The sequence below is a fragment of the Pseudomonas sp. MWU13-2100 genome (genome assembly GCF_023242365.1).
Taxonomy (GTDB): Bacteria; Pseudomonadota; Gammaproteobacteria; order Pseudomonadales; family Pseudomonadaceae; genus Aquipseudomonas.
Map to the genome: position 1 here is coordinate 1 of NZ_JALLIX010000059.1, position 22,675 is coordinate 22,675.

Annotated in this window: 21 protein-coding genes and 1 pseudogene; 5 read left to right on the top strand and 17 right to left on the bottom strand. The window is 63.7% G+C overall.

Annotation, left to right across the window (positions count from 1 at the left end):
* Nucleotides 1–81 precede the first annotated feature (81 nt).
* Both M5B99_RS27310 and M5B99_RS27315 read right to left on the bottom strand, forming a co-directional pair.
* On the bottom strand, nucleotides 82–840 hold the full coding sequence (locus tag M5B99_RS27310; protein ID WP_248806965.1) for a hypothetical protein: 759 nt from the start codon (nucleotides 838–840) through the stop codon (nucleotides 82–84).
* Nucleotides 841–929: 89 nt separating this feature from the next.
* A complete protein-coding gene (locus tag M5B99_RS27315) occupies nucleotides 930–2,126 on the bottom strand; it encodes an MFS transporter (protein WP_248806966.1) in 1,197 nt (398 codons plus the stop codon).
* Nucleotides 2,127–2,226: 100 nt separating this feature from the next.
* Here M5B99_RS27315 and M5B99_RS27320 point away from each other — a divergent pair, with 100 nt between their 5' ends.
* Both M5B99_RS27320 and M5B99_RS27325 read left to right on the top strand, forming a co-directional pair.
* Nucleotides 2,227–2,769: a TetR/AcrR family transcriptional regulator gene (locus M5B99_RS27320; RefSeq protein ID WP_248806967.1), complete on the top strand. Its 543-nt coding sequence runs from the start codon at nucleotides 2,227–2,229 to the stop codon at nucleotides 2,767–2,769.
* Between the two features lie 264 nt (nucleotides 2,770–3,033).
* A complete protein-coding gene (locus M5B99_RS27325; protein WP_248806968.1) occupies nucleotides 3,034–6,504 on the top strand; it encodes a hybrid sensor histidine kinase/response regulator in 3,471 nt (1,156 codons plus the stop codon).
* A gap of 42 nt (nucleotides 6,505–6,546) precedes the next feature.
* Here M5B99_RS27325 and rmuC read toward each other — a convergent pair whose 3' ends face one another.
* Complete coding sequence (gene rmuC / locus M5B99_RS27330; protein ID WP_248806969.1) at nucleotides 6,547–8,025, bottom strand: DNA recombination protein RmuC; 1,479 nt, start codon at nucleotides 8,023–8,025, stop codon at nucleotides 6,547–6,549.
* Between the two features lie 1,057 nt (nucleotides 8,026–9,082).
* Between rmuC and M5B99_RS27335 the strand changes: the two genes are divergently transcribed.
* The 3 genes from M5B99_RS27335 to M5B99_RS27345 all read left to right on the top strand — a co-directional run bounded on the left by M5B99_RS27335 (nucleotide 9,083) and on the right by M5B99_RS27345 (nucleotide 11,505).
* A complete protein-coding gene (locus tag M5B99_RS27335; RefSeq protein WP_003214941.1) occupies nucleotides 9,083–9,307 on the top strand; it encodes a hypothetical protein in 225 nt (74 codons plus the stop codon).
* Nucleotides 9,308–9,597: 290 nt separating this feature from the next.
* The gene (locus M5B99_RS27340; protein WP_248806970.1) at nucleotides 9,598–10,080 is read left to right on the top strand and encodes a hypothetical protein; all 483 of its coding nucleotides are present in this window, start codon (nucleotides 9,598–9,600) and stop codon (nucleotides 10,078–10,080) included.
* 144 nt (nucleotides 10,081–10,224) lie between these two features.
* Nucleotides 10,225–11,505 carry an OmpP1/FadL family transporter gene (locus M5B99_RS27345; protein ID WP_248806971.1) on the top strand — a complete coding sequence of 427 codons (1,281 nt, stop codon included), beginning with the start codon at nucleotides 10,225–10,227 and terminating at the stop codon, nucleotides 11,503–11,505.
* Between the two features lie 80 nt (nucleotides 11,506–11,585).
* On the opposite strand, the pseudogene M5B99_RS27350 reads toward M5B99_RS27345, so the two are convergent.
* From M5B99_RS27350 to cobO, 14 genes and pseudogenes are all read right to left on the bottom strand, one after another.
* Nucleotides 11,586–11,768, bottom strand: a pseudogene (locus M5B99_RS27350) (glutathione peroxidase); the annotation flags it as partial.
* Between the two features lie 132 nt (nucleotides 11,769–11,900).
* A complete protein-coding gene (locus tag M5B99_RS30010) occupies nucleotides 11,901–12,023 on the bottom strand; it encodes a hypothetical protein (RefSeq protein WP_263860653.1) in 123 nt (40 codons plus the stop codon).
* Nucleotides 12,020–13,219 carry an MFS transporter gene (locus M5B99_RS27355; RefSeq protein ID WP_248806992.1) on the bottom strand — a complete coding sequence of 400 codons (1,200 nt, stop codon included), beginning with the start codon at nucleotides 13,217–13,219 and terminating at the stop codon, nucleotides 12,020–12,022. The genes M5B99_RS30010 and M5B99_RS27355 overlap by 4 nt, the downstream gene beginning before the upstream one ends.
* 61 nt (nucleotides 13,220–13,280) lie before the next feature.
* Nucleotides 13,281–13,694: a MarR family winged helix-turn-helix transcriptional regulator gene (locus tag M5B99_RS27360; RefSeq protein ID WP_248806972.1), complete on the bottom strand. Its 414-nt coding sequence runs from the start codon at nucleotides 13,692–13,694 to the stop codon at nucleotides 13,281–13,283.
* 95 nt (nucleotides 13,695–13,789) lie between these two features.
* Complete coding sequence (locus tag M5B99_RS27365) at nucleotides 13,790–14,527, bottom strand: adenosylcobinamide-GDP ribazoletransferase (protein ID WP_318654593.1); 738 nt, start codon at nucleotides 14,525–14,527, stop codon at nucleotides 13,790–13,792.
* A complete protein-coding gene (cobC, locus tag M5B99_RS27370; RefSeq protein ID WP_248806973.1) occupies nucleotides 14,524–15,099 on the bottom strand; it encodes an alpha-ribazole phosphatase family protein in 576 nt (191 codons plus the stop codon). Before cobC ends, M5B99_RS27365 begins: the two co-directional genes overlap by 4 nt.
* Entirely contained in the window at nucleotides 15,096–16,151 is a 1,056-nt protein-coding gene (gene cobT / locus M5B99_RS27375) for a nicotinate-nucleotide--dimethylbenzimidazole phosphoribosyltransferase (protein WP_248806974.1), read from the bottom strand. The genes cobC and cobT overlap by 4 nt, the downstream gene beginning before the upstream one ends.
* Nucleotides 16,148–16,669, bottom strand: coding sequence for a bifunctional adenosylcobinamide kinase/adenosylcobinamide-phosphate guanylyltransferase (gene cobU / locus M5B99_RS27380; protein ID WP_248806975.1), 522 nt, complete (start codon nucleotides 16,667–16,669; stop codon nucleotides 16,148–16,150). The genes cobT and cobU overlap by 4 nt, the downstream gene beginning before the upstream one ends.
* Before the next feature lie 12 nt (nucleotides 16,670–16,681).
* Entirely contained in the window at nucleotides 16,682–18,136 is a 1,455-nt protein-coding gene (locus M5B99_RS27385; RefSeq protein WP_248806976.1) for a cobyric acid synthase, read from the bottom strand.
* Complete coding sequence (gene cobD, locus M5B99_RS27390; protein WP_248806977.1) at nucleotides 18,133–19,125, bottom strand: threonine-phosphate decarboxylase CobD; 993 nt, start codon at nucleotides 19,123–19,125, stop codon at nucleotides 18,133–18,135. The genes M5B99_RS27385 and cobD overlap by 4 nt, the downstream gene beginning before the upstream one ends.
* On the bottom strand, nucleotides 19,118–20,026 hold the full coding sequence (gene cbiB / locus M5B99_RS27395) for an adenosylcobinamide-phosphate synthase CbiB (protein WP_248806978.1): 909 nt from the start codon (nucleotides 20,024–20,026) through the stop codon (nucleotides 19,118–19,120). The genes cobD and cbiB overlap by 8 nt, the downstream gene beginning before the upstream one ends.
* Nucleotides 20,023–20,673, bottom strand: a complete 651-nt coding sequence (gene bluB, locus M5B99_RS27400) for a 5,6-dimethylbenzimidazole synthase (protein ID WP_248806979.1) — start codon at nucleotides 20,671–20,673, stop codon at nucleotides 20,023–20,025. Before bluB ends, cbiB begins: the two co-directional genes overlap by 4 nt.
* On the bottom strand, nucleotides 20,670–22,028 hold the full coding sequence (locus M5B99_RS27405) for a cobyrinate a,c-diamide synthase (RefSeq protein ID WP_248806980.1): 1,359 nt from the start codon (nucleotides 22,026–22,028) through the stop codon (nucleotides 20,670–20,672). Before M5B99_RS27405 ends, bluB begins: the two co-directional genes overlap by 4 nt.
* Nucleotides 22,025–22,636, bottom strand: coding sequence for a cob(I)yrinic acid a,c-diamide adenosyltransferase (cobO, locus tag M5B99_RS27410; protein ID WP_248806981.1), 612 nt, complete (start codon nucleotides 22,634–22,636; stop codon nucleotides 22,025–22,027). Before cobO ends, M5B99_RS27405 begins: the two co-directional genes overlap by 4 nt.
* Nucleotides 22,637–22,675: the final 39 nt, after the last annotated feature.

A 22,675-nucleotide genomic window follows, 5' to 3' on the forward strand; every position in this document is an offset into this window, starting at 1 on the left:
CGATTCAGCGCACGCAAACTCTCGACTCGACACACATCATTGTGGGAGCAGGATTCATCCGCGAAGAGGCCCGCAAGGCCGCTAAAAACTTCGCGGCGGTATGGCGATCCGATAAGCTCCACTCCCACAATGACCGCGTTCATCCGCCCCTTGCTCCAGGCGATACAGATCCAGTTGAGCCTCCCTGCACAACCAAGCGGCATCCAGCACCGGCTCCATACCTGACACTGGCCGCTTGATTTCATCGCCACGCACCAGCGCACTGCGCAAAATCGCAAACCGCGCCCGGTTGATATGCCCACCAGAGCCATAGACCCCCGCTCGACCCAACTTCGCGGCAACCCCGGTTTCACCGCCAAACCAACCGGCACCTATGCCAAGGCGCGTCCTGATAAAGGCATGATCACGGAGAATCGCCGCACAGGCCTGGATCAGCTCGATAAACCCCTGGGTCGCGATATCCATGGCCTCCAGACCATGCAACTGGGCGATGCGCTTGCCGACCCCCCCCCCCCTGCTCCTGAGCAACAGCGCATCAACGCAGTCATGGGCCAACTCGACCCGACGCCGCGGATCGGGCTCGTGCAACAACGCCCGGCGCAAGGTCTGCAAGGCAAAGGCCATGGGCGCCGCGCCCTGAGGGCGCATCCGCCGCGTGGGCAGCACATGGCAGAGCAATTGATACAGGCCGAACAGGCTCTCGGGTTGCAGGAACAAACGGGCCTGGGCGGACAGCGGTTGCCAGGCCACTTCCTGCAACAGACCGAGCATTTGCGTCAGATCCGCCAATTGGAGCTTCAGCGCCAACTGAGTAGACGCTGAGCGTGTGGGAGTCGTCATGGGCCGCCGTGCTCATTCCGGTAAAAGACCCCAGTCTGACCAGCGCCCGGTCGTCGATCTTGCAATAACCGATCAGCCGACTGACCGGCTCAAGCCGCCAGGTCCCGCGCCGGACGGCGCCACAGCAACATCAGCAAGGCCCCCAGGGAAAGCCCGATCAACATCACACCGTAGCCGTCGGTCGTCGCAATCAGGCCGAAACCGCGACTCAGGTTGCCCGCCAATAACGCCGGCAGGCAGAACGCCAGGTAGCTCAGCGCATAAAAGGCCGACATCAGCCCCGCCCGCTCATGGGGCAAGGCCAGCGGTACCACACTGCGCAACGCGCCGAGGAAACCCGAGCCAAAACCGCTGCCCGCGACCAACGTGGCGAAGAGAAACAGCGGAAGGCTGGCGCTGTGCGCCGCCAGCAGAATCAGGCTGACACCTATGGCCAACAACACGGCCCCCAGGCGCAGGATTTTTTCCGCCGGCCGATTGCGCAAGGTGAAGATCGCCAACGCCCCGCTGAGGGTCAGCACCGCCACCAGCACACCGCCGATCAGGTTGGAGGTCGAACCGGTCGCGACACGTACCAGCGAAGGCGCGAGGGACAGGTAGAAACCGCCCATGGCCCAGACCGCGATGTCCACCGGCAAGGCTATCCACAGAGCCTGGCGCGCTTGCGGCGGCACATGCAGGGTCGGGCGCAACGACGCCAGGGCGCCCGGCTGTGCGCTGACCGTTTCCGGTAAGCGCCAGACATAAGTCGCCTGCACCACCAGCAAACCGAACAGAATCCAGTACACCAGTTGCATCGGCCGGGGCGCGAACTCCACCAGCAAACCGGAACCCAGGCCCCCGCAGGCCATGCCCAGCAAAGGCGCAATACTGTTGATCAGTGGTCCCTTGCGGTTGTCGTAGTCCAGCAGGGCCGCACCCAGTACGCTGGTGGCCATGCCCGTGGCAAAGCCTTGCAGCGCCCGCGCGGCGATCAGCAATACGGCGCTGTCGGCGCAGATAAACAGCCACATTGCGCCGATATCCAGCAACAGCGCGGCAAAGATCACCGGCCGCCGTCCCAGATGATCGGACAGCGAACCGACCGTCAACAGCGCCGCCAGCAGACTCAGGGCATACACTCCGAAGATCAGCGTCAGGGTCGCAGCGGAAAACTGCAGGGTTTCCTGATACAGGTGGTACAAGGGCGTCGGCGCGCTGGAGGCGGCCAGAAAGGTCAGCAAGGTGATCGACAGGAACACCTGGCTGGCAAGCTTGGAAACCGGCGTGTCGACGCGATTGAACATGAGTACACTCCACAGGAAAGCGCAAAAGCTAAAATATTGCTTTTGCGGAGTGTGCTACGGCTTTTCTCTTAAAGCAAATTCTTTGTGTTAAGGTTTTGGCATGGCGATCAAAGAAAGTGTACGTCCGGGCGGCCGCAGTGCCCGGGTCCAGGAATCGATTCATCAGGCGGTCCGCGCGCTTCTCGAAGAGCAGGACCGCGCGAGCCTGACCGTGCCGCAGATTGCGGCACGGGCCGGGGTCACGCCCTCGACGATCTATCGACGCTGGGGCGACCTGGCGGCGTTGCTGGCGGATGTGGCCTTCGCCCGTATGCGCCCGGAAGTCGAACCGGCCAATACCGGCAGCCTGCGTGGAGACCTGCGGGCCTGGGCCGAGCAGTATCTGGATGAAATGAGCTCGGAACCGGGCCGGCAGCTGATGCGTGATGTGCAATGCAGCCCCGCCACCGGCTATTGCACGACCATTCTCGGCGGACAGCTGCAGACCATTCTTGATCGTTATCCGGGCGACCCACGGCCCAGCGTCGAGTACCTGCTCAACCTGATCGTCGCACCGACGGTGTTCCGGGTGCTGTTCGCCGACACGCCGTTGAGTGTCGAGGCGCTGCATCGACAGATCGAACTGGCACTGACCTGCGCGTAGGTCACTTCGCCACCACGATCAACGCGGCCACCTGTGGGAGCCGGCTTGCCGGCGATGAGGCCCGCGAGCCTGGCATCGCCTGAACGGCCGCGATCGCCAGCAAACCGGTGCCTACAAATCGGTGTTCCAACGCAACCATATCGTCGCGTCCGAACCCCGGGGCAAGGCTGCGACCTTGGTCGACACTGACGCCGCCCGGCCATCGTGCGAGACTGTAGCGCCAGGGCCGGACTGCCCTCGGGATGTCTTTTGCCGGGAGTTTCCATGTCGCTGTCCAGCGGGCTGATCGCCGCCGTCGCCCTGGCCTATATGGCCATCATGTTCACCATCGCCTTTTATGGCGACCGCCGCAGCGCGCCCCTGCCGCCACGCGTGCGAGCCTGGGTGTACAGCCTGTCGCTGGCCGTCTATTGCACCAGCTGGACCTTCTTCGGCGCGGTCGGCCAGGCCGCCGACCAGCTCTGGGCGTTCCTGCCGATCTACCTGGGCCCCGTGCTGCTGCTGGTGTTCGCGCCCTGGGTGCTGCAAAAGATGGTGCTGATCAGCAAACAGGAAAACATCACCTCCATCGCCGACTTCATCGCCGCCCGCTATGGCAAATCGCAGTCCCTGGCGGTAGTGGTAGCGCTGATCTGCCTGGTCGGCGTACTGCCGTATATCGCCCTGCAACTCAAGGCCATCGTCCTTGGCGTCAACCTGCTGATCGGCGCCGGTGCCGACGCCATGGGCGTGCGCGCCCAGGACACGGCCCTGGTGGTATCGCTGATCCTGGCACTGTTCACCATCGTCTTCGGTACCCGCAACCTCGACGCCACCGAACACCACCGCGGCATGGTCCTGGCAATTGCCTTCGAATCCCTGGTCAAGCTGTTTGCCTTTCTCGCCGTCGGCGCCTTCGTCACCTACGGCCTCTACGACGGTTTCGACGACTTGTTCAACCAAGCCAAGACCTCGGCGCTGCTCGCCGAATACTGGCAGGAAACGGTCAACTGGCCGTCCATGGTGGTGCAGACCGGCGTGGCGATGATGGCGATCATCTGCCTGCCCCGGCAGTTCCATGTCACCGTGGTGGAAAATATCGAGCCCCAGGACCTGCGCCTGGCCAAGTGGGTATTCCCCGCCTACCTGATCCTGGCGGCGCTGTTCGTGGTGCCGATTGCCCTGGCCGGGCGCATGATGTTGCCGGTCGAGGTCTTGCGCGACTCCTACGTCATCAGCCTGCCATTGGCCCAGGCCCATCCGGCACTGGCCTTGCTGGCCTTTATCGGCGGCGCTTCGGCGGCCACCGGCATGGTGATTGTCGCCAGCGTCGCGCTGTCGACCATGGTCTCCAACGACATGCTGCTGCCCTGGCTGCTGCGACGGCAGAACTCCGAGCGACCGTTCGAAGTCTTCCGCCACTGGATGCTCTCGGTGCGCCGGGTCAGTATTGTCGCCATTCTCCTGCTGGCCTACGTCAGCTACCGCCTCCTGGGCTCGACCGCGAGCCTGGCGACCATCGGCCAGATCGCCTTCGCCGCCGTGACCCAACTGGCGCCGGCCATGCTCGGCGCGCTGTACTGGAAACAGGCGAACCGACGCGGGGTGTTTGCCGGTATCGCCGGCGGCACCTTCATCTGGTTTTACACCTTGGTCCTGCCGATCGCCGCCCGCAGCCTGGGCTGGTCGTTAAGCAGTTTCCCCGGGCTGGCCTGGCTGCACGGTAACCCGCTGAACCTGCCGATCAGCCCGCTGACCCAAGGCGTGGTGCTGTCGCTGGCGGGCAACTTCACCCTGTTCGCCTGGGTTTCGGTGCTGTCGCGCACACGGGTCTCCGAACACTGGCAGGCCGGGCGCTTTATCGGCCAGGAGCTCAACGCCCGCCCCAGCGCCCGCTCGATGCTGGCGGTGCAGATCGAAGACCTGCTGACCCTCGCCGCGCGCTTTGTCGGCGAGGAACGCGCGCGGCAGAGTTTCATTCGTTTTGCCTATCGCCAGGGCAAGGGTTTCAACCCGAACCAGAACGCCGACAGCGACTGGATCGCCCACACCGAGCGCCTGCTGGCCGGGGTACTCGGGGCGTCCTCGACCCGTGCGGTGGTGAAGGCGGCCATCGAAGGGCGGGAAATGCAACTCGAAGATGTCGTCAGGATCGCCGACGAAGCCTCCGAAGTGCTCCAATTCAACCGTGCTTTGTTGCAAGGCGCCATCGAAAACATCACCCAGGGCATCAGCGTGGTCGACCAGTCACTGAAGCTGGTGGCCTGGAACCGGCGTTACCTGGAGCTGTTCAACTACCCGGACGGCCTGATCAGCGTCGGCCGGCCAATTGCCGATATCATCCGCTACAACGCCGAGCGCGGCCTGTGCGGTCCCGGCGAGGCTGAAGTGCATGTCGCGCGGCGCCTGCACTGGATGCGCCAGGGCCGCGCGCACACCTCGGAGCGGCTGTTCCCCAACGGCCGGGTCATCGAGCTGATCGGCAACCCGATGCCCGGTGGCGGTTTCGTCATGAGCTTCACCGACATCACCGCGTTCCGCGAGGCCGAACAGGCCCTCACTGAAGCCAACGAGGGCCTGGAACGGCGCGTCGCCGAACGAACCCACGAACTGTCGCAACTGAACATCGCGCTGACCGAAGCCAAGGGCACGGCGGAAGCGGCCAACCAGTCCAAGACCCGCTTCCTCGCGGCGGTCAGCCATGACCTGATGCAACCGCTGAACGCCGCCCGGCTGTTCTCCGCCGCCCTCTCGCATCAGGACGACAGCCTGTCCCAGGAAGCCAAGCAACTGGTCCAGCACCTGGACAGCTCGTTGCGCTCGGCCGAGGACCTGATCAGCGACCTGCTGGATATCTCGCGCCTGGAGAACGGCAAGATCACGCCCAATCCGCGCCCCTTTGTCCTTAACGAGCTGTTCGATACCCTCGGCGCGGAATTCAAGGCGCTGGCCCAGGAGCAAGGCATGAGCTTCCGGGTTCGTGGCAGCCGCTTGCCGGTGAACAGCGATATCAAGCTGTTGCGGCGGATCCTGCAGAACTTCCTGACCAATGCCTTCCGCTACGCCAGGGGCCCGGTCCTGCTCGGCGTGCGGCGCCAGGGCGGCCAGCTGTCGCTGGAGGTCTGGGACCGTGGGCCGGGCATTCCCGAGGACAAGCGCCAGGTGATTTTCGAAGAGTTCAAGCGCCTCGACAGCCACCAGACCCGAGCCGAAAAAGGCCTGGGGCTGGGCCTGGCGATTGCCGACGGGTTGTGCCGGGTACTTGGGCATCGCCTGCAAGTGCGCTCCTGGCCGGGACGCGGCAGTGTGTTCAGCGTCAGCGTACCGATTGCCAGTCATCCGGCGAGTGCGGCCGGCAAGGCCGTGCCCGTCAACGGCCACGCGCTGAGCGGTGCACAGGTGTTATGCGTGGATAATGAGGACAGCATTCTGATCGGCATGCACAGCCTGCTGACCCGCTGGGGTTGCCGGGTCTCGACCGCGCGCAATCGCGAGGAGTGCGCCGCCCTGCTCGACGGTGGCCTGCGCCCACAGTTGGCCCTGGTGGACTATCACCTGGACGATGGCGAGACTGGCACCGGCTTGATGACCTGGATGCGCACGCGCCTGGCGGAGCCGTTGCCCGGAGTGGTGATCAGCGCCGACCTGCGCCCGGAAACCATCGCACAGGTACATGGAGCGGGATTGGAGTACCTGGCCAAGCCGGTGAAGCCGGCGGCGTTGCGGGCATTGTTGAGCCGGCATCTGCCCCTCTGAAGGTACGCATTGGGACTCACTGGTGGCGACCTTGAAGAACCGTTACTCCGGCAACTCGACCACACCATTTTCATCGGTCATCGCCCGCTCCAGCAACTCCGTCGGCAGGCTCTTGCTCGCCCGCGCGCCCAGCAGCTTGAGCTGCTCGCTACGGCTGACCAGGTTGCCACGTCCGTCCGTCAGCTTGTTGCGGGCGGCGGCGTAGGCCTTGTCCAATTGCTGGAGGCGGTTGCCGACCTCGTCCAGATCCTGGATGAACAACACGAACTTGTCGTACAGCCAACCGGCGCGCTCGGCGATTTCCCGGGCGTTCTGGCTCTGCCGCTCCTGTTTCCAGAGGCTGTCGATCACCCGCAAGGTGGCGAGCAAGGTGGTCGGGCTGACAATCACGATATTGCGGTCGAAGGCCTCCTGGAACAGGTTCGGTTCAGCCTGCAAGGCCGCCGAAAACGCCGCTTCAATGGGTACGAAGAGCAAGACGAAATCCAGGCTGTGCAGCCCTTCCAGACGCTTGTAGTCCTTGCCGGCCAGGCCCTTCACATGAGTGCGCAGCGACAGTACATGCTGCTTGAGCGCCGCCTGGCCGATCACCTCGTCATCGGCGCCGACGTACTGCTGGTAGGCGGTCAGGCTGACCTTGGAGTCCACCACCACCTGTTTGTCACCCGGCAACAGGATCAGCACGTCCGGCTGGAAACGCTCGCCGTCCGGCCCTTTCAGGCTGACCTGGGTCTGGTACTCACGACCCTTTTCCAGCCCGGCATGCTCAAGCACCCGCTCAAGAATCAACTCGCCCCAGTTGCCCTGGGTCTTCTGGCCCTTGAGCGCACGGGTCAGATTGGTCGCCTCATCGCTCAGGCGCAAGTTCAGCTGTTGCAGACGCTCCAGCTCCTTGCCCAGAGAGAAGCGTTCACGGGCTTCCTGTTGATAACTTTCTTCCACGCGCTTTTCGAAGGACTGGATGCGCTCCTTCAACGGGTCGAGCAATTGTCCGAGGCGTTGCTGGCTGTTTTCGGCAAAACGCGCCTCGCGCTCGTCGAAGATCTTCGCGGCCATTTCGGCAAACTGCGCCCGCAGCTCATCCCGCGAACCCTGCAGATCGTCCAGGCGCTGCTGATGGCTGTCCTGCTGCTCTCGCAGTTCGGCACTCAACGACGCCGCCTGGGTGTCCAGGCGGCGCAGCTCGGCCTCCTTCTGGGCTCGCTCAAGGTTCCAGGCATGGGCCGCATCACGGCCATTATCCCGCTCGATCTGCAACAGTTCGACTTCCCGGCGCAACGCCGCCAGCTCCGCCTGCTTGACGGAATTGGCCTGGCTCAGGTCGCTGACCTCGTCACGGCAGGCATCCAGCTGTGCGCCGAGCCCCTCCGCTGCCAACCGGGCACCACTCAAACGCTCGTCCAGGAGCACCCGTTCGGCCTGAGCAACACTCGCCCGGCGCTGCAACTGCCAGGCCAGCGCCAGCAACGGCAGCGCCGCGCCCGCCAAACCGAGCAAGAGACTGGTCAGATCCAACGCCATAAGGACTCCCGAGGTGCCAACGAATTGTAAAGAATCAAGGGTAACGAAGCTGATCGGCCGTGGACAGTTCGAGCCAGGTAGAAATCGTATCGGGCCTGGACAAGGGCAAGGACGACAAGCGAAATTTCATGTGGCACTGCACGCCAGATCGCGGGGCGCGCCACTCTACGCTGTTTTTCATACGGGTAAAGTCGAAAAAACCCGGCATGCCCGTCCTAGAGCAAGCGCTTGGGACAATCCACAGAAGCTGTGGATAACTCAGTGGACAACCCCTCTCCAACCCCCGCAAAGCCGCATGGAATGGGGCTCGCAGTCAAACTGTCGATTTTTTCACCAATAAAAAAAGACGATATTTTTCATTGACTTGTATTTGCGATACAGGCATTCGAGGGACCGATTGCGCAGATGACACTCCGGTGACAAGCCATGGCCCGATTGTGCACAAGTAGTGCGACAACGGTTATATCGACGCACCTTTTTTGCACAGGCGCGGCCATTCGCGCTTTGACGCCAAACCTGGCGCAGGCGCCTCGCCGCCCTTTGAGCGGCGTCCCGCCAACGGGCTAGCGCCGCGATAACCCCGGCAGCGCCTTGAACAAGCTTTTTGCTAACCCCCTTCCCTTATCCGTTTTAATGCGATAGTATCCGCACCGTTAGTACCAAGCTGAAAGTCAATTCTGGTCGAACATCCCCCAAGCACTTTCCAAAATGGATCAGTCGCTCGAAAAAGGGATCGACCCCTCGATGGTTTCCAGGTAAATCCTCTCCAGTACAGCCTTATGAAAGGCGGCTGCCGAAGGTTGTTACTCTGACCGAACCAACCTGCAAGATTGATCAGGATCTTCACCCCGGGCCCAGAACCTTAGCCCCTGTTGTGACTGCCTGCCCTCCTAAGTACCTACCTGCCAGCCCAAGCGCCACTCAATTTCATGCGCTTCAACTGGCGGCTTTGTTCCAGTCAGGTTCTTCGTCCGATCCATAATGGTTCGACGCTACTGGAACGTTTTAACGTTGCACGGATCAGATTCCGTGTCATTTGCAGGAACACCTAATAATTATGTCGACTCAAATCCATACCCAGGACGCTATTCGCACCCTGACCAACGCCTTCGCACCGATGAACTGCCTGATCATGGCCGCTCGCAAAGGCTGCTTCAGCTTCACGCTGGTCAACGAACACGGTATCGCCCGTCACAGCGAACGCCTGTATCCAGACCAGTACTCCAGCGCCGAACCGCTGCAAGCGGTGATCGACCGCACGCGCCAGGCCCTGGTTGCCTGAAGTTCGAAACAAGCTGTAACCCAAAAAGCCCAGCCTCAGCAGCTGGGTTTTTTATTGCCTGAAGTTTCGCGATTTTGGCTGTATTGCTAAGTACGAATAAATATATAAGCCGCATGCTCATGGTTTAAATATTTTAAAAACAGTCCTTTACAACAAAGATATGACACTACACTTCAACTCAAGCGGCCCGGGCCGCTTCCGGCGGGCCTGAACGTCTCAACCGCTACCAGGGGCCAGGCCACGCCGACCAATAAAAACGCCGATCACACGGCAGGAGCATCGAGGGTGTCATGGGTATCGCCGCCAGGGAACTGCGCCTTTATGTGATTCGTCCGACCCTGCTGTACCTGGGCCGCCACAGCCCGAGCGCCGAAGCGCTGCTGCTGGGTGTCGCCGCCAGCCAGTCGGACCTGGGCTCGGCCCTGCACGACCGCCGCGGCCACGGCCTGTATTGCATCGACGAGAGCCGCCATGCCGCGCTGTGGGACCGTTACCTGGCCCCGGACCCGGAATTGGCCAGCCTGGTTCGTGGCCTGGCCAGCCAGCACGCTTTTTTCAGCAGCCCGAATCTCGAACTCGCGGTGAACCTGCGTTATTCCACCGCCATTGCCTGGCTGCTGGTGGAAGAACGCTACCCACACTTACCCGCCGTCGACGATCTGCTCGGTATGGCGCGGATCTGGCGACAGACTTTCCAGCCACACGGACGTTTAAGGGACTTTACCCGCGCCTGGCGAAGTTGTGACTCAACGGTCACTCCAGTCGCTTGCTAGAGCCAAAACCCAGTTTCTGGAAAAACCAAGTGACTTTGGTTGGATTGTCCTACAAAACCGCTCTATCTCCAGCAATACACCCTATAGCGCAGAAGCGAAAATGTTGGTAGTTTTCGCCTCGGTGATCACCACGGAGTTCTAATAATGAAAAAAGTAATGCTCAAGACCACTCTCAGCCTTTCTGTTGCTCTGGCATCCACCCAGCTTCTCGCGAGTGGCTTTGCCCTCAACGAACAGAGCATCAGCGGGATGGGGACCGGTTATGCGGGTCGATCTTCTTCCGCTGAAGATGCAAGCACCATTTACGGCAACCCTGCCGGCATGTCCCTGCTCAAGCGCGATCAAGTCACTGCCGGCGTTGCCGCAATCGATGCCAGTTCCGATATCAAGACCGTTCGCGGCGGCCCTCCAGGCGGCACCAGTGACGGCGACATGGTTCCATTCACCTCTGTACCCAACGCCTTCTTCGTCAAACAGCTGGGTAACGGCTGGGCACTGGGTCTGGGTGCCTACGCACCTTTCGGCCTGATAACCGACTATGAAAGCAGCGCTTCCGGTCGTTATTACGGCCAGAAGAGCGAAGTCAAGGTTGTCACCCTGCAACCGACTGTCAGCTATGCGTTCAACGATATGGTTTCCGTCGGTTTCGGTCCGACCATCAACCGTATCAGCGGCGAACTGAGCTCCGCGACGCCTTTTGCCCCGACTTTCGGGCGCAATGACGGCTCGGTGGACGTCAAGGGCGACGACACGGCGATCGGCTACAACATCGGTGTCATTGTCCAACCTACCGACACCACCCGCCTGGGCCTGACCTACCATTCCAAGGTCAGCTACACCCTGGATGGCCACACCAGCATCACCGGTGTCGGCTTCGGTCCTTTCAACGGTACCCGCTACAAGGGCTCCCTGGATATCACCACGCCAGAGAACGTCGACTTCTCGATCACCCAGAAACTGGATGACCAGTGGACCGTATATGCCGGTAGCACCTGGACCCGCTGGAGCCGCCTGAAAGACATCACCATCAACAACCAGGGTGTTTCTGCCGGGCTTGGTGGCTCCGCCGGTCCGATCGGTACCATCACCGAACAACAGAACTGGCACGACACCTGGGCCTCGGCCATCGGTGTTTCCTACCGGGTCAACAAGGAATGGGTCCTGCGCAGCGGCTTGTCGGTTGACCAGGCGCCAACCAACAACACCGATCGCTCCGTCCGTATCCCGACAGGCGATCGTCGCGCCATCAGCTTCGGTGCCGGCTACAGCCCAACCGACGACCTGACGATTGATGTCGCGCTCTCCTACCTCAAGGAAGAAGACGTCAACGTCAACCTGAACAACCCGCAAAAAGGCGGCGTCTACACCGCCAAGTACGAAAACAGCGCATGGGGCTACGGCCTGGGCATGACGTACAAGTTCTGATTCACGATGGGCCTGAACCGCTCGTCAGTTGGATAGAAAAAACCCGCATCGGCTGATGCGGGTTTTTTATCGCCTGATGTTTATCGGGGCTTCGAGGCGATGGCCTTCTCCATCGCTTCGATCAAGTCAGGGGTGTCGGGCTTGGTCAGGCTGGAGAAGTGCGCGATCACCCTGCCCTGGCGATCCAGCACGTACTTGTAGAAATTCCACTTCGGCACCGCGCTCTGCTGCGCCAGCACCTTGAACAGGTGCACGGCATCCGGCCGCCAGGACCGCCCCGGAAAAGGCCATCAAAACGGCGGAACCGCCAGCCAGCGCATCGCCATATCCTGAATCCTGGAGAAAAGATCGAGCCGCCGACTTACGCGCCGGCTCCCCTTCCCAGCAAGCGGCGCCTAACAAGAACCCATGCCCAACTGCATCAATGCCAGGCCGCCCTGGTGCCAGCCCCACCAGGCCAGCGCCAGGAGCAGGGCGAGCAGCGCCAGGGCCAGCAGCCGCGACCAGAAGGCACTCATGCCAGACCTGCCTGCGCCTGCAACCGCGCCACGGGCCGCTCACGCACCGGCCAGTTCAAGGCCGCAGCGAGCAGGCTCAGCAGGATGGAAACCTGCCAGATCAAGTCGTAGCTGCCGGTACGGTCATACACCACCCCGCCGAGCCAGCCGCCGAGGAAGGCCCCCAACTGATGGAACAGGAACACGATCCCACCGAGCATGGAGAGATTGCGCACCCCGAACAGGGTCGCCACGGTGCCGTTGGTCAAAGGCACCGTCGACAACCAGAGAAAGCCCATCGCCATGCCGAACAGGTAGGCACTGAATTGCGTGACCGGCACCCAGAGAAACACCACGATCACCACGGCCCGCGCCAGGTACAGGGCGGTCAGCAGGCGCGGCTTGGAGATCCTGCCGCCGAGCCAGCCGGCGGTGTAGGTGCCGAAGATATTGAACAGGCCGATCAGCGCCAGCACCGTGGTACCGACGGTGGCCGGCAGATGCTGGTCGACCAGGTAGGCCGGCAGGTGCACGCCGATAAATACCACCTGGAAACCGCAGACGAAAAAGCCGAATGCCAGCAACCAGAAGCCGGAATGGGAACAGGCCTCGCGCAGCGCCTCGGACAGGGTCTGCTCACCCTCGAACTTGGGCAACGGCTTGTCCTTGAGCAGGCTCACCAGCGGCACGATCAGCGCCACCAGCAGGCCCAGCACCAGCAGCGCCGTCGACCAGCCGAGCCAGCCGATCAACCCCAGGGTCCCCGGCAGCATGGCAAACTGGCCGAAAGACCCGGCGGCACTGGCAATGCCCATGGCCATGCTGCGCTTTTCCGGTGGCACGGCGCGCCCGACCACGCCGAGGATCACCGAGAACGAGGTCCCCGACAGGCCGATACCGATCAGCAGGCCGGCACTCAGGGACAGGCTCAGCGCGGAATCGGACAGGCCCATGCAGACCAACCCGGCGGTGTACAACAGCCCACCGATCAACACCACTTTCGCTGCACCGAAGCGATCGGCCAGGGCTCCGGTGAAGGGTTGGGCCAGCCCCCAGATCAGGTTCTGCAAGGCAATGGCAAAGGCGAACACCTCACGCCCCCAACCGAACTGCGCGCTCATGGGGGACAGGAACAGCCCGAAACCGTGCCGTATCCCGAGAGACAGCGCGAGGATCAGTGCACTCCCGAGCAGAATCCAGCCACTGGCACGCCACATCGATGTCATTATTGCTCTCCATTAGCGGGTATATACCCGCTTTATTCAAATAAAACGGCGATTACTCGCCGCCTGCCAACTCTTCCAGCAAGGCCAACAGCGTGGCACGCTTTTCATCCCCGAGACGCTCCACCAGACGCTGCTGCGAGGCCTCCCAGGCAGGCTGGGCGGCCACCAGTCGCTCGGCTCCGGCGTCGGTGAGCCGGACCAGGCGATTACGCTGGTCGGCGCCTTCGGTCAGGGCCACCAGGCCATCGCCCTCCAGCACTCGCAGGTTGCGCCCGAGGGTACTGCGATCCAGGCCCATGGCTTCGGCCAGGCTGGAAATGCTCGGCTGGTCGAGACGCTTGAGATTGCACAGCAGAGAATACTGGGCAACGTTGATCCCGAAGCCGTCGAGAGCGCCGTCGTAATGCCTGCTGACGCCGCGAGCGGCGCGACGCAGGCTGATGCATAGACAATCGGTTGATAACATAACGTGTGTATATACCCGTAACACAGGAAAAACAAGTTTGAACGATATTCAGCGGAGCGACTACTGACGCCATTGCAAGGTCGCCGAAGCCCCGCTCAGACCAACGCCACCCCCACCAACACCGCCATCTCCAGCAACTCCAGCAACGCCCCCGCCGTGTCGCCAGTGGTGCCGCCCAAACGCCGCATCATCAACTGCCGCAACCAGCAGAAGCCCAGCACCGCCAGCCCGACCGCCCAGAGCCCCTTGAACCCGGCCAGCAAGCCACAGGACAGCGCGCTCGCCAGCAACACATACCAACCGGCGCGGCGCGGCAGATGGTCGGCCAACGCCTGCCCCAACCCACCGGCACGCACATACGGCGTGGTCAGGAACAACCCGAGCAAGGCACTACGGCCGATCAGCGGCGCCAGCAGCAACGCCACAGTCTGCCGTTGTTCGAGCAACGCCAGCAAGGCACAGAACTTCAACAGCAGCACCAGTACCAGCGTGACCACGGCAATCGGCCCGCTGCGCGGGTCCTTCATGATCAGCAAGGTCCGCTCGCGGTCGCCAAAACCACCCAGCCAGGCATCCGCGCTGTCGGCCAGGCCGTCCAGGTGCAGGCCGCCGCTGAGCAGTACCCAGGCCGTCAGCAACAAAGCACCATGGAGCAACAACGGCGCCCCCGCCAACACCCAATCGAGCGCACAAAGCACGCCGCCGAACAGCAACCCCACCAGCGGGTAGCAGAGCAACGAGCGCCCCATCTCCCGAGGTTCCGGCATTCCCGGCAAGCGAATCGGCAGGCTGCTGAGAAACTGCAGGGCGATCCGGAACGGCAAACCGCTCACGGCACCTCCCTCAGCCCGCCATCGGCAGCTACCTGCAAGGCGAACAAGGCACCATGGGCCGCCTCGATCTGCAACAATTGCTCACGCGGCAACCCCCGCGCCTGGGCCAGCAACACCTTCATCACACCGCCATGACCGATCAACAGCAGCCGCTGACCGGCATAGCGCTGTTGCAGGCGCGACACGGCCCCCAACACCCGCTCGGCGAACTGCGCCACCGGCTCGCCATCAGGCGGCGTGAAGCCATAGGGATCGGCCCAGAACCGGCCCAGGTCGTCGGCGTCCGTCTCCATCAACGCCGCCGCGCTCCGCCCTTCCCAGGCACCGAAATGCAACTCCCGCAGGTCACGCTCGATCTCGACCGCAAGACTGAGGCTCGCGCCCAGCGCCTCGGCAAAACGCACGCAACGCTGCAAAGGCGAACTGATCAAGCGATCCCAAGGCCCTTGCCGCGCCACACCGGCACGCATCTGTTCCCAGCCCTTGGGCGTCAAGGCATCGTCCAGGCTGCCGCGCAAGCCACCACCCAGTTCGGTTTCACCGTGACGCAGCAGGTCCAGGCGCACACTCATGCCGGGCGATCCGCCACCGCCGCCTCGGCAAAGGTCGCCATCTGCCCGTGCAGGTCGCAGGCCAGACGCACCAGCGGTACCGCCAACGCCGCGCCACTGCCTTCGCCCAGGCGCAGCCCCAGATCGAGCAAGGGCTCGGCCAGCAGGCTCTCCAGAACATGCCGATGCCCACGTTCGGCGCCACGGTGGGCAAAGATCAACCACTGCCGGCACTCGGGATTCAAGCGCACCGCGACCATCGCCGCGATGGTGCAGATAAAGCCGTCGACCAGCGCCGCCACGCCCTCCTGGGCACAGGCCACATAGGCCCCGGCGAGTGCCGCGATCTCGAAACCGCCCAGACGGAACAAGGCCTGCAACGCATCGTCGGTGTGCTCGGCATGCAGCGCCAGCGCCCGCTCGATCACCTGCGCCTTGTGGCTGACGCCGGCCGGGTCGAGCCCGGTGCCGGGGCCGGCCAGCAACGCCGCCGGGCATTTCAACAGCGCACAGGCCACCGCACTGGCCGAAGCCGTGTTGCCGATCCCCATTTCGCCACCGATAAACAACTCGCTGCCCGCCGCCACCGCGCGCCGCACGCTGTCACGCCCGGCCGCCAGCGCCAACCGGCCCTGGGCTTCGGTCATGGCCGGGCCCTGGGCAAAGTTCGCCGTCCCGGCACCGATCTGCAGATGACGCACACCTGGCAGGTTGAGCATCGGCGTGACCGTACCCAAGTCATTGATATCCAGCTGCGCCCCCAACTGCCGCGCCAGCACACTGATCGCCGCACCGCCGCCGACGAAGTTGGCAAGCATCTGCCCAGTCACTTCCTGCGGATAAGCCGACACCCCTTCGGCGACCACACCATGGTCGCCGGCAAAAATCGCGATCCACAGCGTGTCGACCCGCGGCTTGAGGCGGCCCTGCAAACCGGCCAGTTGCACTGCGACCTGTTCCAACTGGCCCAGGGAGCCAGTAGGTTTGGTCAGTTGCTGCTGACGCTCGAATGCCGCATCCTGGGCCAGCAGATCAATTGCCTTGCACGGGTTCAGCCACCACGATTCACTCATAACACAGTTCCTTTCAAAGTCAGGGGCAAACCGGCGACTGTCAGCACCACTCGCTGACAACGCTCGGCCAGAGCTTGATGCAGCCAACCGGCTTCATCGACATAACGGCGAGTCAATTCACCCAGCGGGACGATACCCAGACCGGTTTCGTTGCTGACAAAAATAACTTCTCCCGGCAACAGTGCCAGGCTCGACAACAGGGCTTCGCGCTCGACCTTCAAACGCTCGGCGTCTTCCAGCATCAACAGATTGGTCAACCACAGGGTCAGGCAATCCACCAACAGACAGGCGTCGGCCGCCGCGTTTTCGCGCAGGACCCGGGCCAGCTCCAGCGGCTCTTCGATCAACTGCCAATGGGCCGGACGCCGCTGGCGATGCAGGGCGACCCGCTCGTTCAACTCACCATCCAACGGCTGGCTGGTGGCGATATAGGTGACCGGCAGTGCACTTTCCAGCGCCAGGCGTTCGGCCAGGCGACTCTTGCCGGAACGGGCACCACCAAGGATCAGTTGCAGCATGGCAGCACGCCCTTATTCAAGACCACAAAGCTGACGCAAGCGATCGGTATCCAGATGTTTTTCCACCAGATCGGCCAGGCGTTCGATGTCGCGCTCGCGCAGGGCGTGATAATCCACCTCCCGCGCCTGCGCCAAACCGGCCCAGCGCAGCAGCGCACTACAGGCCCGGGGCGACTCGAACAGACCGTGCAGGTAAGTCCCGAGCACCTGCCCGTCGGCGCTTTGGGCACCGTCGCAACGACCATCGTCCAGGTGCACGGCCGGCTGTTGTAGCGCCGCGCCGACGGTGACCCCGGCATGGATCTCATAACCGCTGACCTCGGCGTCTTCCAAGGCCAGACGTCCGCGCACATTACGCAGTTGTTTTTCCTGCTCGAGCTCGGTGCTCAGGGCCAGCAGCCCGAACCCGGCACTGGAGCCCGGCGCCCCTTCCAACCCCAGCGGATCATCAACCTGCTCACCGAGCATCTGCAGGCCGCCGCAGATCCCCAGCAGCTTGCCGCCATAGCGCAGGTGACGGTTGATCGCCGCGTCCCAGCCTTGCTGGCGCAGATAGGCCAGGTCGCTGCGCACGCTCTTGGAGCCGGGCAGGATAATCAGATCCGAGGCCGGAATGGCCTGGCCGGGACCGATAAATTGCAGGTCGACCTGCGGATGCAGGCGCAACGGATCGAAATCGGTATGGTTGCTGATGCGGGGCAATACCGGCACCAGCACCTTCAGCACCTGGTCGGCCTTGTCGACCTGGCGCTGGTCGAGGCCGTCCTCGGCCTCCAGGTGCAGGTCCGGCACATAGGGCAGCACGCCGATCACCGGCTTGCCGGTACGCTGTTGCAGCCAGTCCAGCCCGGGCTGCAACAGCGCGAGATCACCGCGAAAACGGTTGATGATGAAACCCTTGACCCGCGCCTGCTCGCTGGGCGACAGCAGTTCGAGGGTGCCCACCAGATGGGCGAACACCCCGCCGCGGTTGATATCGGCGATCAGCAGCACCGGGCAGTCCACCGCCTCGGCGAAGCCCATGTTGGCGATATCCCCGGCGCGCAGATTGATCTCCGCCGGTGAGCCCGCGCCTTCGACCATCACCACCGGGTAGGCGGCGCTCAGACGCTGGTGCGAGGCCAGCACCGCCTGCAAGGCAATGGCTTTGTAGTCGTGATAGGCCACGGCGTTCATGCTGGTCACCGCGCGGCCGTGGATAATCACCTGGGCGCCGGTGTCGCTGTTGGGCTTGAGCAATACCGGGTTCATATCGGTATGCGGCGCGAGGCCGGCGGCCTGGGCCTGGACCGCCTGAGCGCGGCCGATCTCGCCGCCGTCGGCGGTCACCGCGCTGTTGAGCGCCATGTTCTGCGGCTTGAACGGCACCACGCGCACCCCCTGGCGGGTCAGCCAGCGGCACAGGGCGGTCACCAACGTACTTTTGCCGGCATCGGAGGTGGTGCCTTGCACCATCAGCGTGCTCATGCCGGCTCACCGGCAAAGGCCTGCAACGCCCGTTCCAGGCGCAACCAATCGGCCTCGTCCGCGGGCAGGCCGAAACGCAGGCTGCTGTTATGGGTGAACAGGCGCAGCAGAATGCCCTGGCGGGCCATGAACTCATACAAGGCCTCGGCCCGCGTCGTCACCAGCCACTGGAACAACGCACAACCGCCCTGGGGCGCCAGGTCGAAACGCGTCAACAAAGCCACCAGGCGCTGACTGGCCTGTTCGCTGCGCACACGCTGGCGTTCATGGCCGGCGGTATCGGCCAGGCAGACCTGCCCCAGTACCCGCGTCGGCCCGCTGACCGCCCAGGGCCCGACCTGTTCGGCGAGCAACCTGAGCAGCTTGGCTTCAGCAAGGACAAAGCCCAGGCGCGCGCCGGCCAGGCCGAAGAACTTGCCGAACGAGCGCAGGACAATCAGCCCGATCTGATGACTGTGGGCCGCCAGGCTGCGCTGCGGCGTGTTGTCCATGAAGGCTTCGTCCACCACCAGCCAGCCACCGCGCTGGGCCAGGCGCGCATGCCATTCCAGCAACCGCGCCGGGGTCAGGCTCAGGCCGGTGGGATTGTTCGGGTTGACCACCACCAGCACGTCGAGACTGTCGAGAAAAAAGTCAACTTCGTGCTCCAGCACTTCGCGCACCGTATAGCCGCCGCGCCGCCAGGCTTCGGCATGCTCGGCATAACAAGGCGACAGCACGCCGACCTTGCCCGCACGACGCAGGCGCGGCAGCAACTGGATCGCCGCCTGGGAACCGGGCACCGGCAACACCTGCGGCGCACCGTAGTAAGTGCAGGCGGCCCGCTCCAGGCCGTCATCGGTTTCCGGCAGACGCGCCCAGGCACGCTCGGGGATCGCCGGGATCGGCCAGGGCCAGGGCGCCAGGCCACTGGACAGGTCCAGCCAGTCGGACTCAGCGATACCGTAGTGTTCCACCGCCTTGCGCAGACGCCCACCGTGCTCAAGCATAGATCTCAGCTCCCAGACAGAGAATCAGCAACCACAACCACACACCCCGTTGCACCAACTGCCAGCCACGGTCGATGGAGTCGGCGGTCGCCGGCTCGCCTTCGCCCAACTGCGGGCGCTGGTGCAATTCACCGTGATAAATCGCCGCCCCGCCCAACTCGACCCCCAGCGCGCCAGCTCCCGCCGCCATCACCGGCCCGGCATTCGGGCTGTCCCAGCTCGGTCCCTGGCGGCGCCAGCATTGCAGCGCCAGTCCGGTTTTACCGAGCAAGGCGTAGGTCAGGGCCACCAAGCGTGCAGGAATATAGTTCAAGACATCGTCAATCCGCGCCGCCGCCCAGCCAAAACGTTCGAAACGCTCGTTGCGGTAGCCCCACATGGCGTCCAGGGTGTTGCTCAGGCGATACAGCACCACGCCGGGCGCGCCGGCCACGACAAACCAGAACAACGCGGCGAATACCGCATCGCTGCCGTTCTCCAGCACCGATTCGGTGGCCGCACGGGCCACTTCGGTGTGATCGAGCTCCGTGGTCTGGCGACTGACCAGATAGCTCACGCGCTGGCGTGCGCGATCCAGGTCGTCGCTGCGCAACGCCTGGGCCACGGGGATCACATGCTCACCGAGGCTGCGCAGGCCGAGGGCGCAATAGAGCGCGAGGATTTCGATGAGCCAGCCGACATAAGGCGCCCATGACAAGGCCGTGGCCAAGAGGGTCAGCGGCAGCACCGCGAGCACCCAGGCGCTGACCCCATGACTGCGCCAGCCTCGCCCGCCGGCGTTGAAACGTTGCTCGATACGGTCCGCCAGACGGCCGAACGCCACCAGCGGATGCCAGCGTTTGGGTTCGCCCAGCAGCGCATCCAGCGCAACCCCGGCGACACTCAACAACGCCACACTCATTGACTCACTCCCCAATAATTCTCATACAACAATTCACTCAAGGGGCGCGGCTGCGCCCAACCTTCCAGCACCAGCATGGGTGCCGGATAAAATGCCTGGACCGGCCCCAGGCAAAGCACCGCCAGCGGTTTGGCCCCCGCCGGCAGACCGAGCAGTTGCGCCAAGGCCTGCGGCTCGAACAGCGAGACCCAACCCATGCCCAGGCCTTCGGCACGGGCGGCCAGCCAGAGGTTCTGGATAGCGCAGGACAAGGACGCCATGTCCATTTCCGGCAGGGTCCGCCGACCGAAGATATGCCGCTCGCGATCATCCATCAGCGCGGCGACCAGCAACTCGGCACAGTCATTGATACCTTCGACCTTCAATTTCATGAACTCATCGGAACGCTCGCCCAGGGCCTCGGCGGTGCGTATCCGTTCTTCTTCCACCAACTGCTGGATCCGGCCACGCAAGGCGCGGTCGCTGATGCGAATAAAACGCCAGGGCTGCATCAGCCCGACACTGGGTGCCTGATGCGCCGCTTCCAGCAAACGCGAGAGCAACTCGGGCGCCACGCTGCCACCGGTAAAGTGGCGCATATCGCGGCGTTCACCGATGACACGGTAGACCGCCGCGCGTTCTTCAGGGCTAAAAGCGTTGTCGGTCATGGCCTCCGCGCGGGTAAGTCCGCGCGCTCCGAGAGTGCGCCGGCCTTGGCAAGGTGGATATCCGGAGCCAGCAGCGCGGCAATCGCCCGCGGGTTGGACGGAAAATAAAAATGCACGTAAGAGGCCGTCATCCGCCCCTGGCGATACACCGCCTCGGCGCCGCGCCCGCCATTGGGACTCAGGCCCCGGGCAATCGGCTCAAGCACCGTGGTGGTCAGCGAATGGTGATAGGTGTGGCCGCGCAACAGCCCCTCCGGCAAGGTCACCGCCTGCAAGGCCAGGGCCGCCAGGCGCTTCTGCATCGTCGCCTCCCCCGCCAGCAGGCCGAGCAACTCGGCGCGTTGTCCGTCGACATCGGTCAGCGCATCGAGCAGATAGAGCATGCCGCCGCATTCGGCGAGCAAGGGCTTGCCGGCCTGGTGGTGAGCGCGGATCGCCGCCAGCATCGGGGCGTTCTGTCCCAGGGCCAGGTGATGCAGCTCCGGATAACCACCGGGCAGGTAAAGGCTGTCCGCCTCGGGCAAGAGCTGATCGTGGATCGGCGAGAAAAACCGCAACTCGGCGCCCATGGCCCGCAACAGGTCCAGGTTGGCGCCATAGATGAAGGCAAAGGCCTCGTCATGGGCGACGGCGATGCGCACCCCCGCCAGCAGCGACTCGGCGACCAGCGGTTCGGGCGCCTCAAAAGCCACCGACGGCGGCAGCGCCACCTCGCAACTGCCGGCCAGGGCCTCGGCGGCCGCGTCCAGGCGCTTGTCCAGGTCATTCAATTCACTGGCCTGCACCAGGCCGAGATGACGGCTCGGCAGCTCGATCGCGGTTTCCCGGGAGAGCGCGCCGTACCAGCGCAGGCCTTCGGTCAGGCTGCCTTCGAGCAATTGCGCGTGACGCAGGGTGCCGACACGGTTGGCCAGCACCCCGGCGAACGGCAGGTCCGGCTGGTAGCGCGCCAGCCCCAGGGCCAGGGCACCGAAGGTCTGGGCCATGGCTGTCCCATCAATTACCCCGAGCACCGGCACACCGAAATGCCGGGCCAGATCGGCACTCGACGGCGTACCGTCGAACAAGCCCATGACCCCTTCGATCAGGATCAGGTCGGCCTCGCCGGCCGCTTCCCAGAGCAGACGGCGACTTTCCTCGGCGCCGACCATCCACAAATCCAGCTGATAGACCGGCGCACCGCTGGCGCGCTCATGGATCATCGGGTCGAGAAAGTCCGGGCCGCACTTGAACACCCGGACCTTGCGCCCCTGATTGCGGTGCAGGCGCGCCAGGGCCGCCGTCACCGTGGTCTTGCCCTGGCCGGAAGCCGGCGCGGCGATCAGCACCGCCGGGCAATGACGCGCTTGCCTCATAGTTCGATGCCCTTCTGGGCCTTGATCCCGGCCTGGAACGCATGCTTGAGCAGGCCCATTTCGGTCACGGTGTCGGCCAGCTCGATCATTTCCGGCTTGGCGCCGCGTCCGGTGACCAGCACGTGCTGCATCGGCGGGCGGGCTTGCAGGTCGGTCAGCACCTGATCGAGGTCGAGGTAACCGTGCTTGAGGGCGATATTCAGCTCATCGAGCACCACCAGGCCGATGCCCGGGTCACGGAGCAATTCCCGGGAGACTTCCCAGGCGGCTTCGGCGGCGGCGATATCGCGCTGGCGATCCTGGGTCTCCCAGGTAAAACCCTCGCCCATCACATGGAAGCGCACCTGCTCGGGAAAGCGCCGGAAGAACAGTTCTTCGCCGGTGCTGTTGCGGCCCTTGATAAATTGCACCACGCCGCACTGCATGCCATGGCCCATGGCCCGGGCGAGCATGCCGAAGGCCGAGCTGCTCTTGCCCTTGCCGTTGCCGGTGAGCACCAGCAACAGACCGCATTCGTTCGGGGCGCTGGCGATACGCTCGTCGATCAGCGCCTTTTTGCGCAGCATGCGCGCCAGGTGGCGTTCGTCGCGATCGGGGGATTCGTTCATGGCAGCTCTCCGTTGGGGCTGGATAAGGCAAACGGGGGG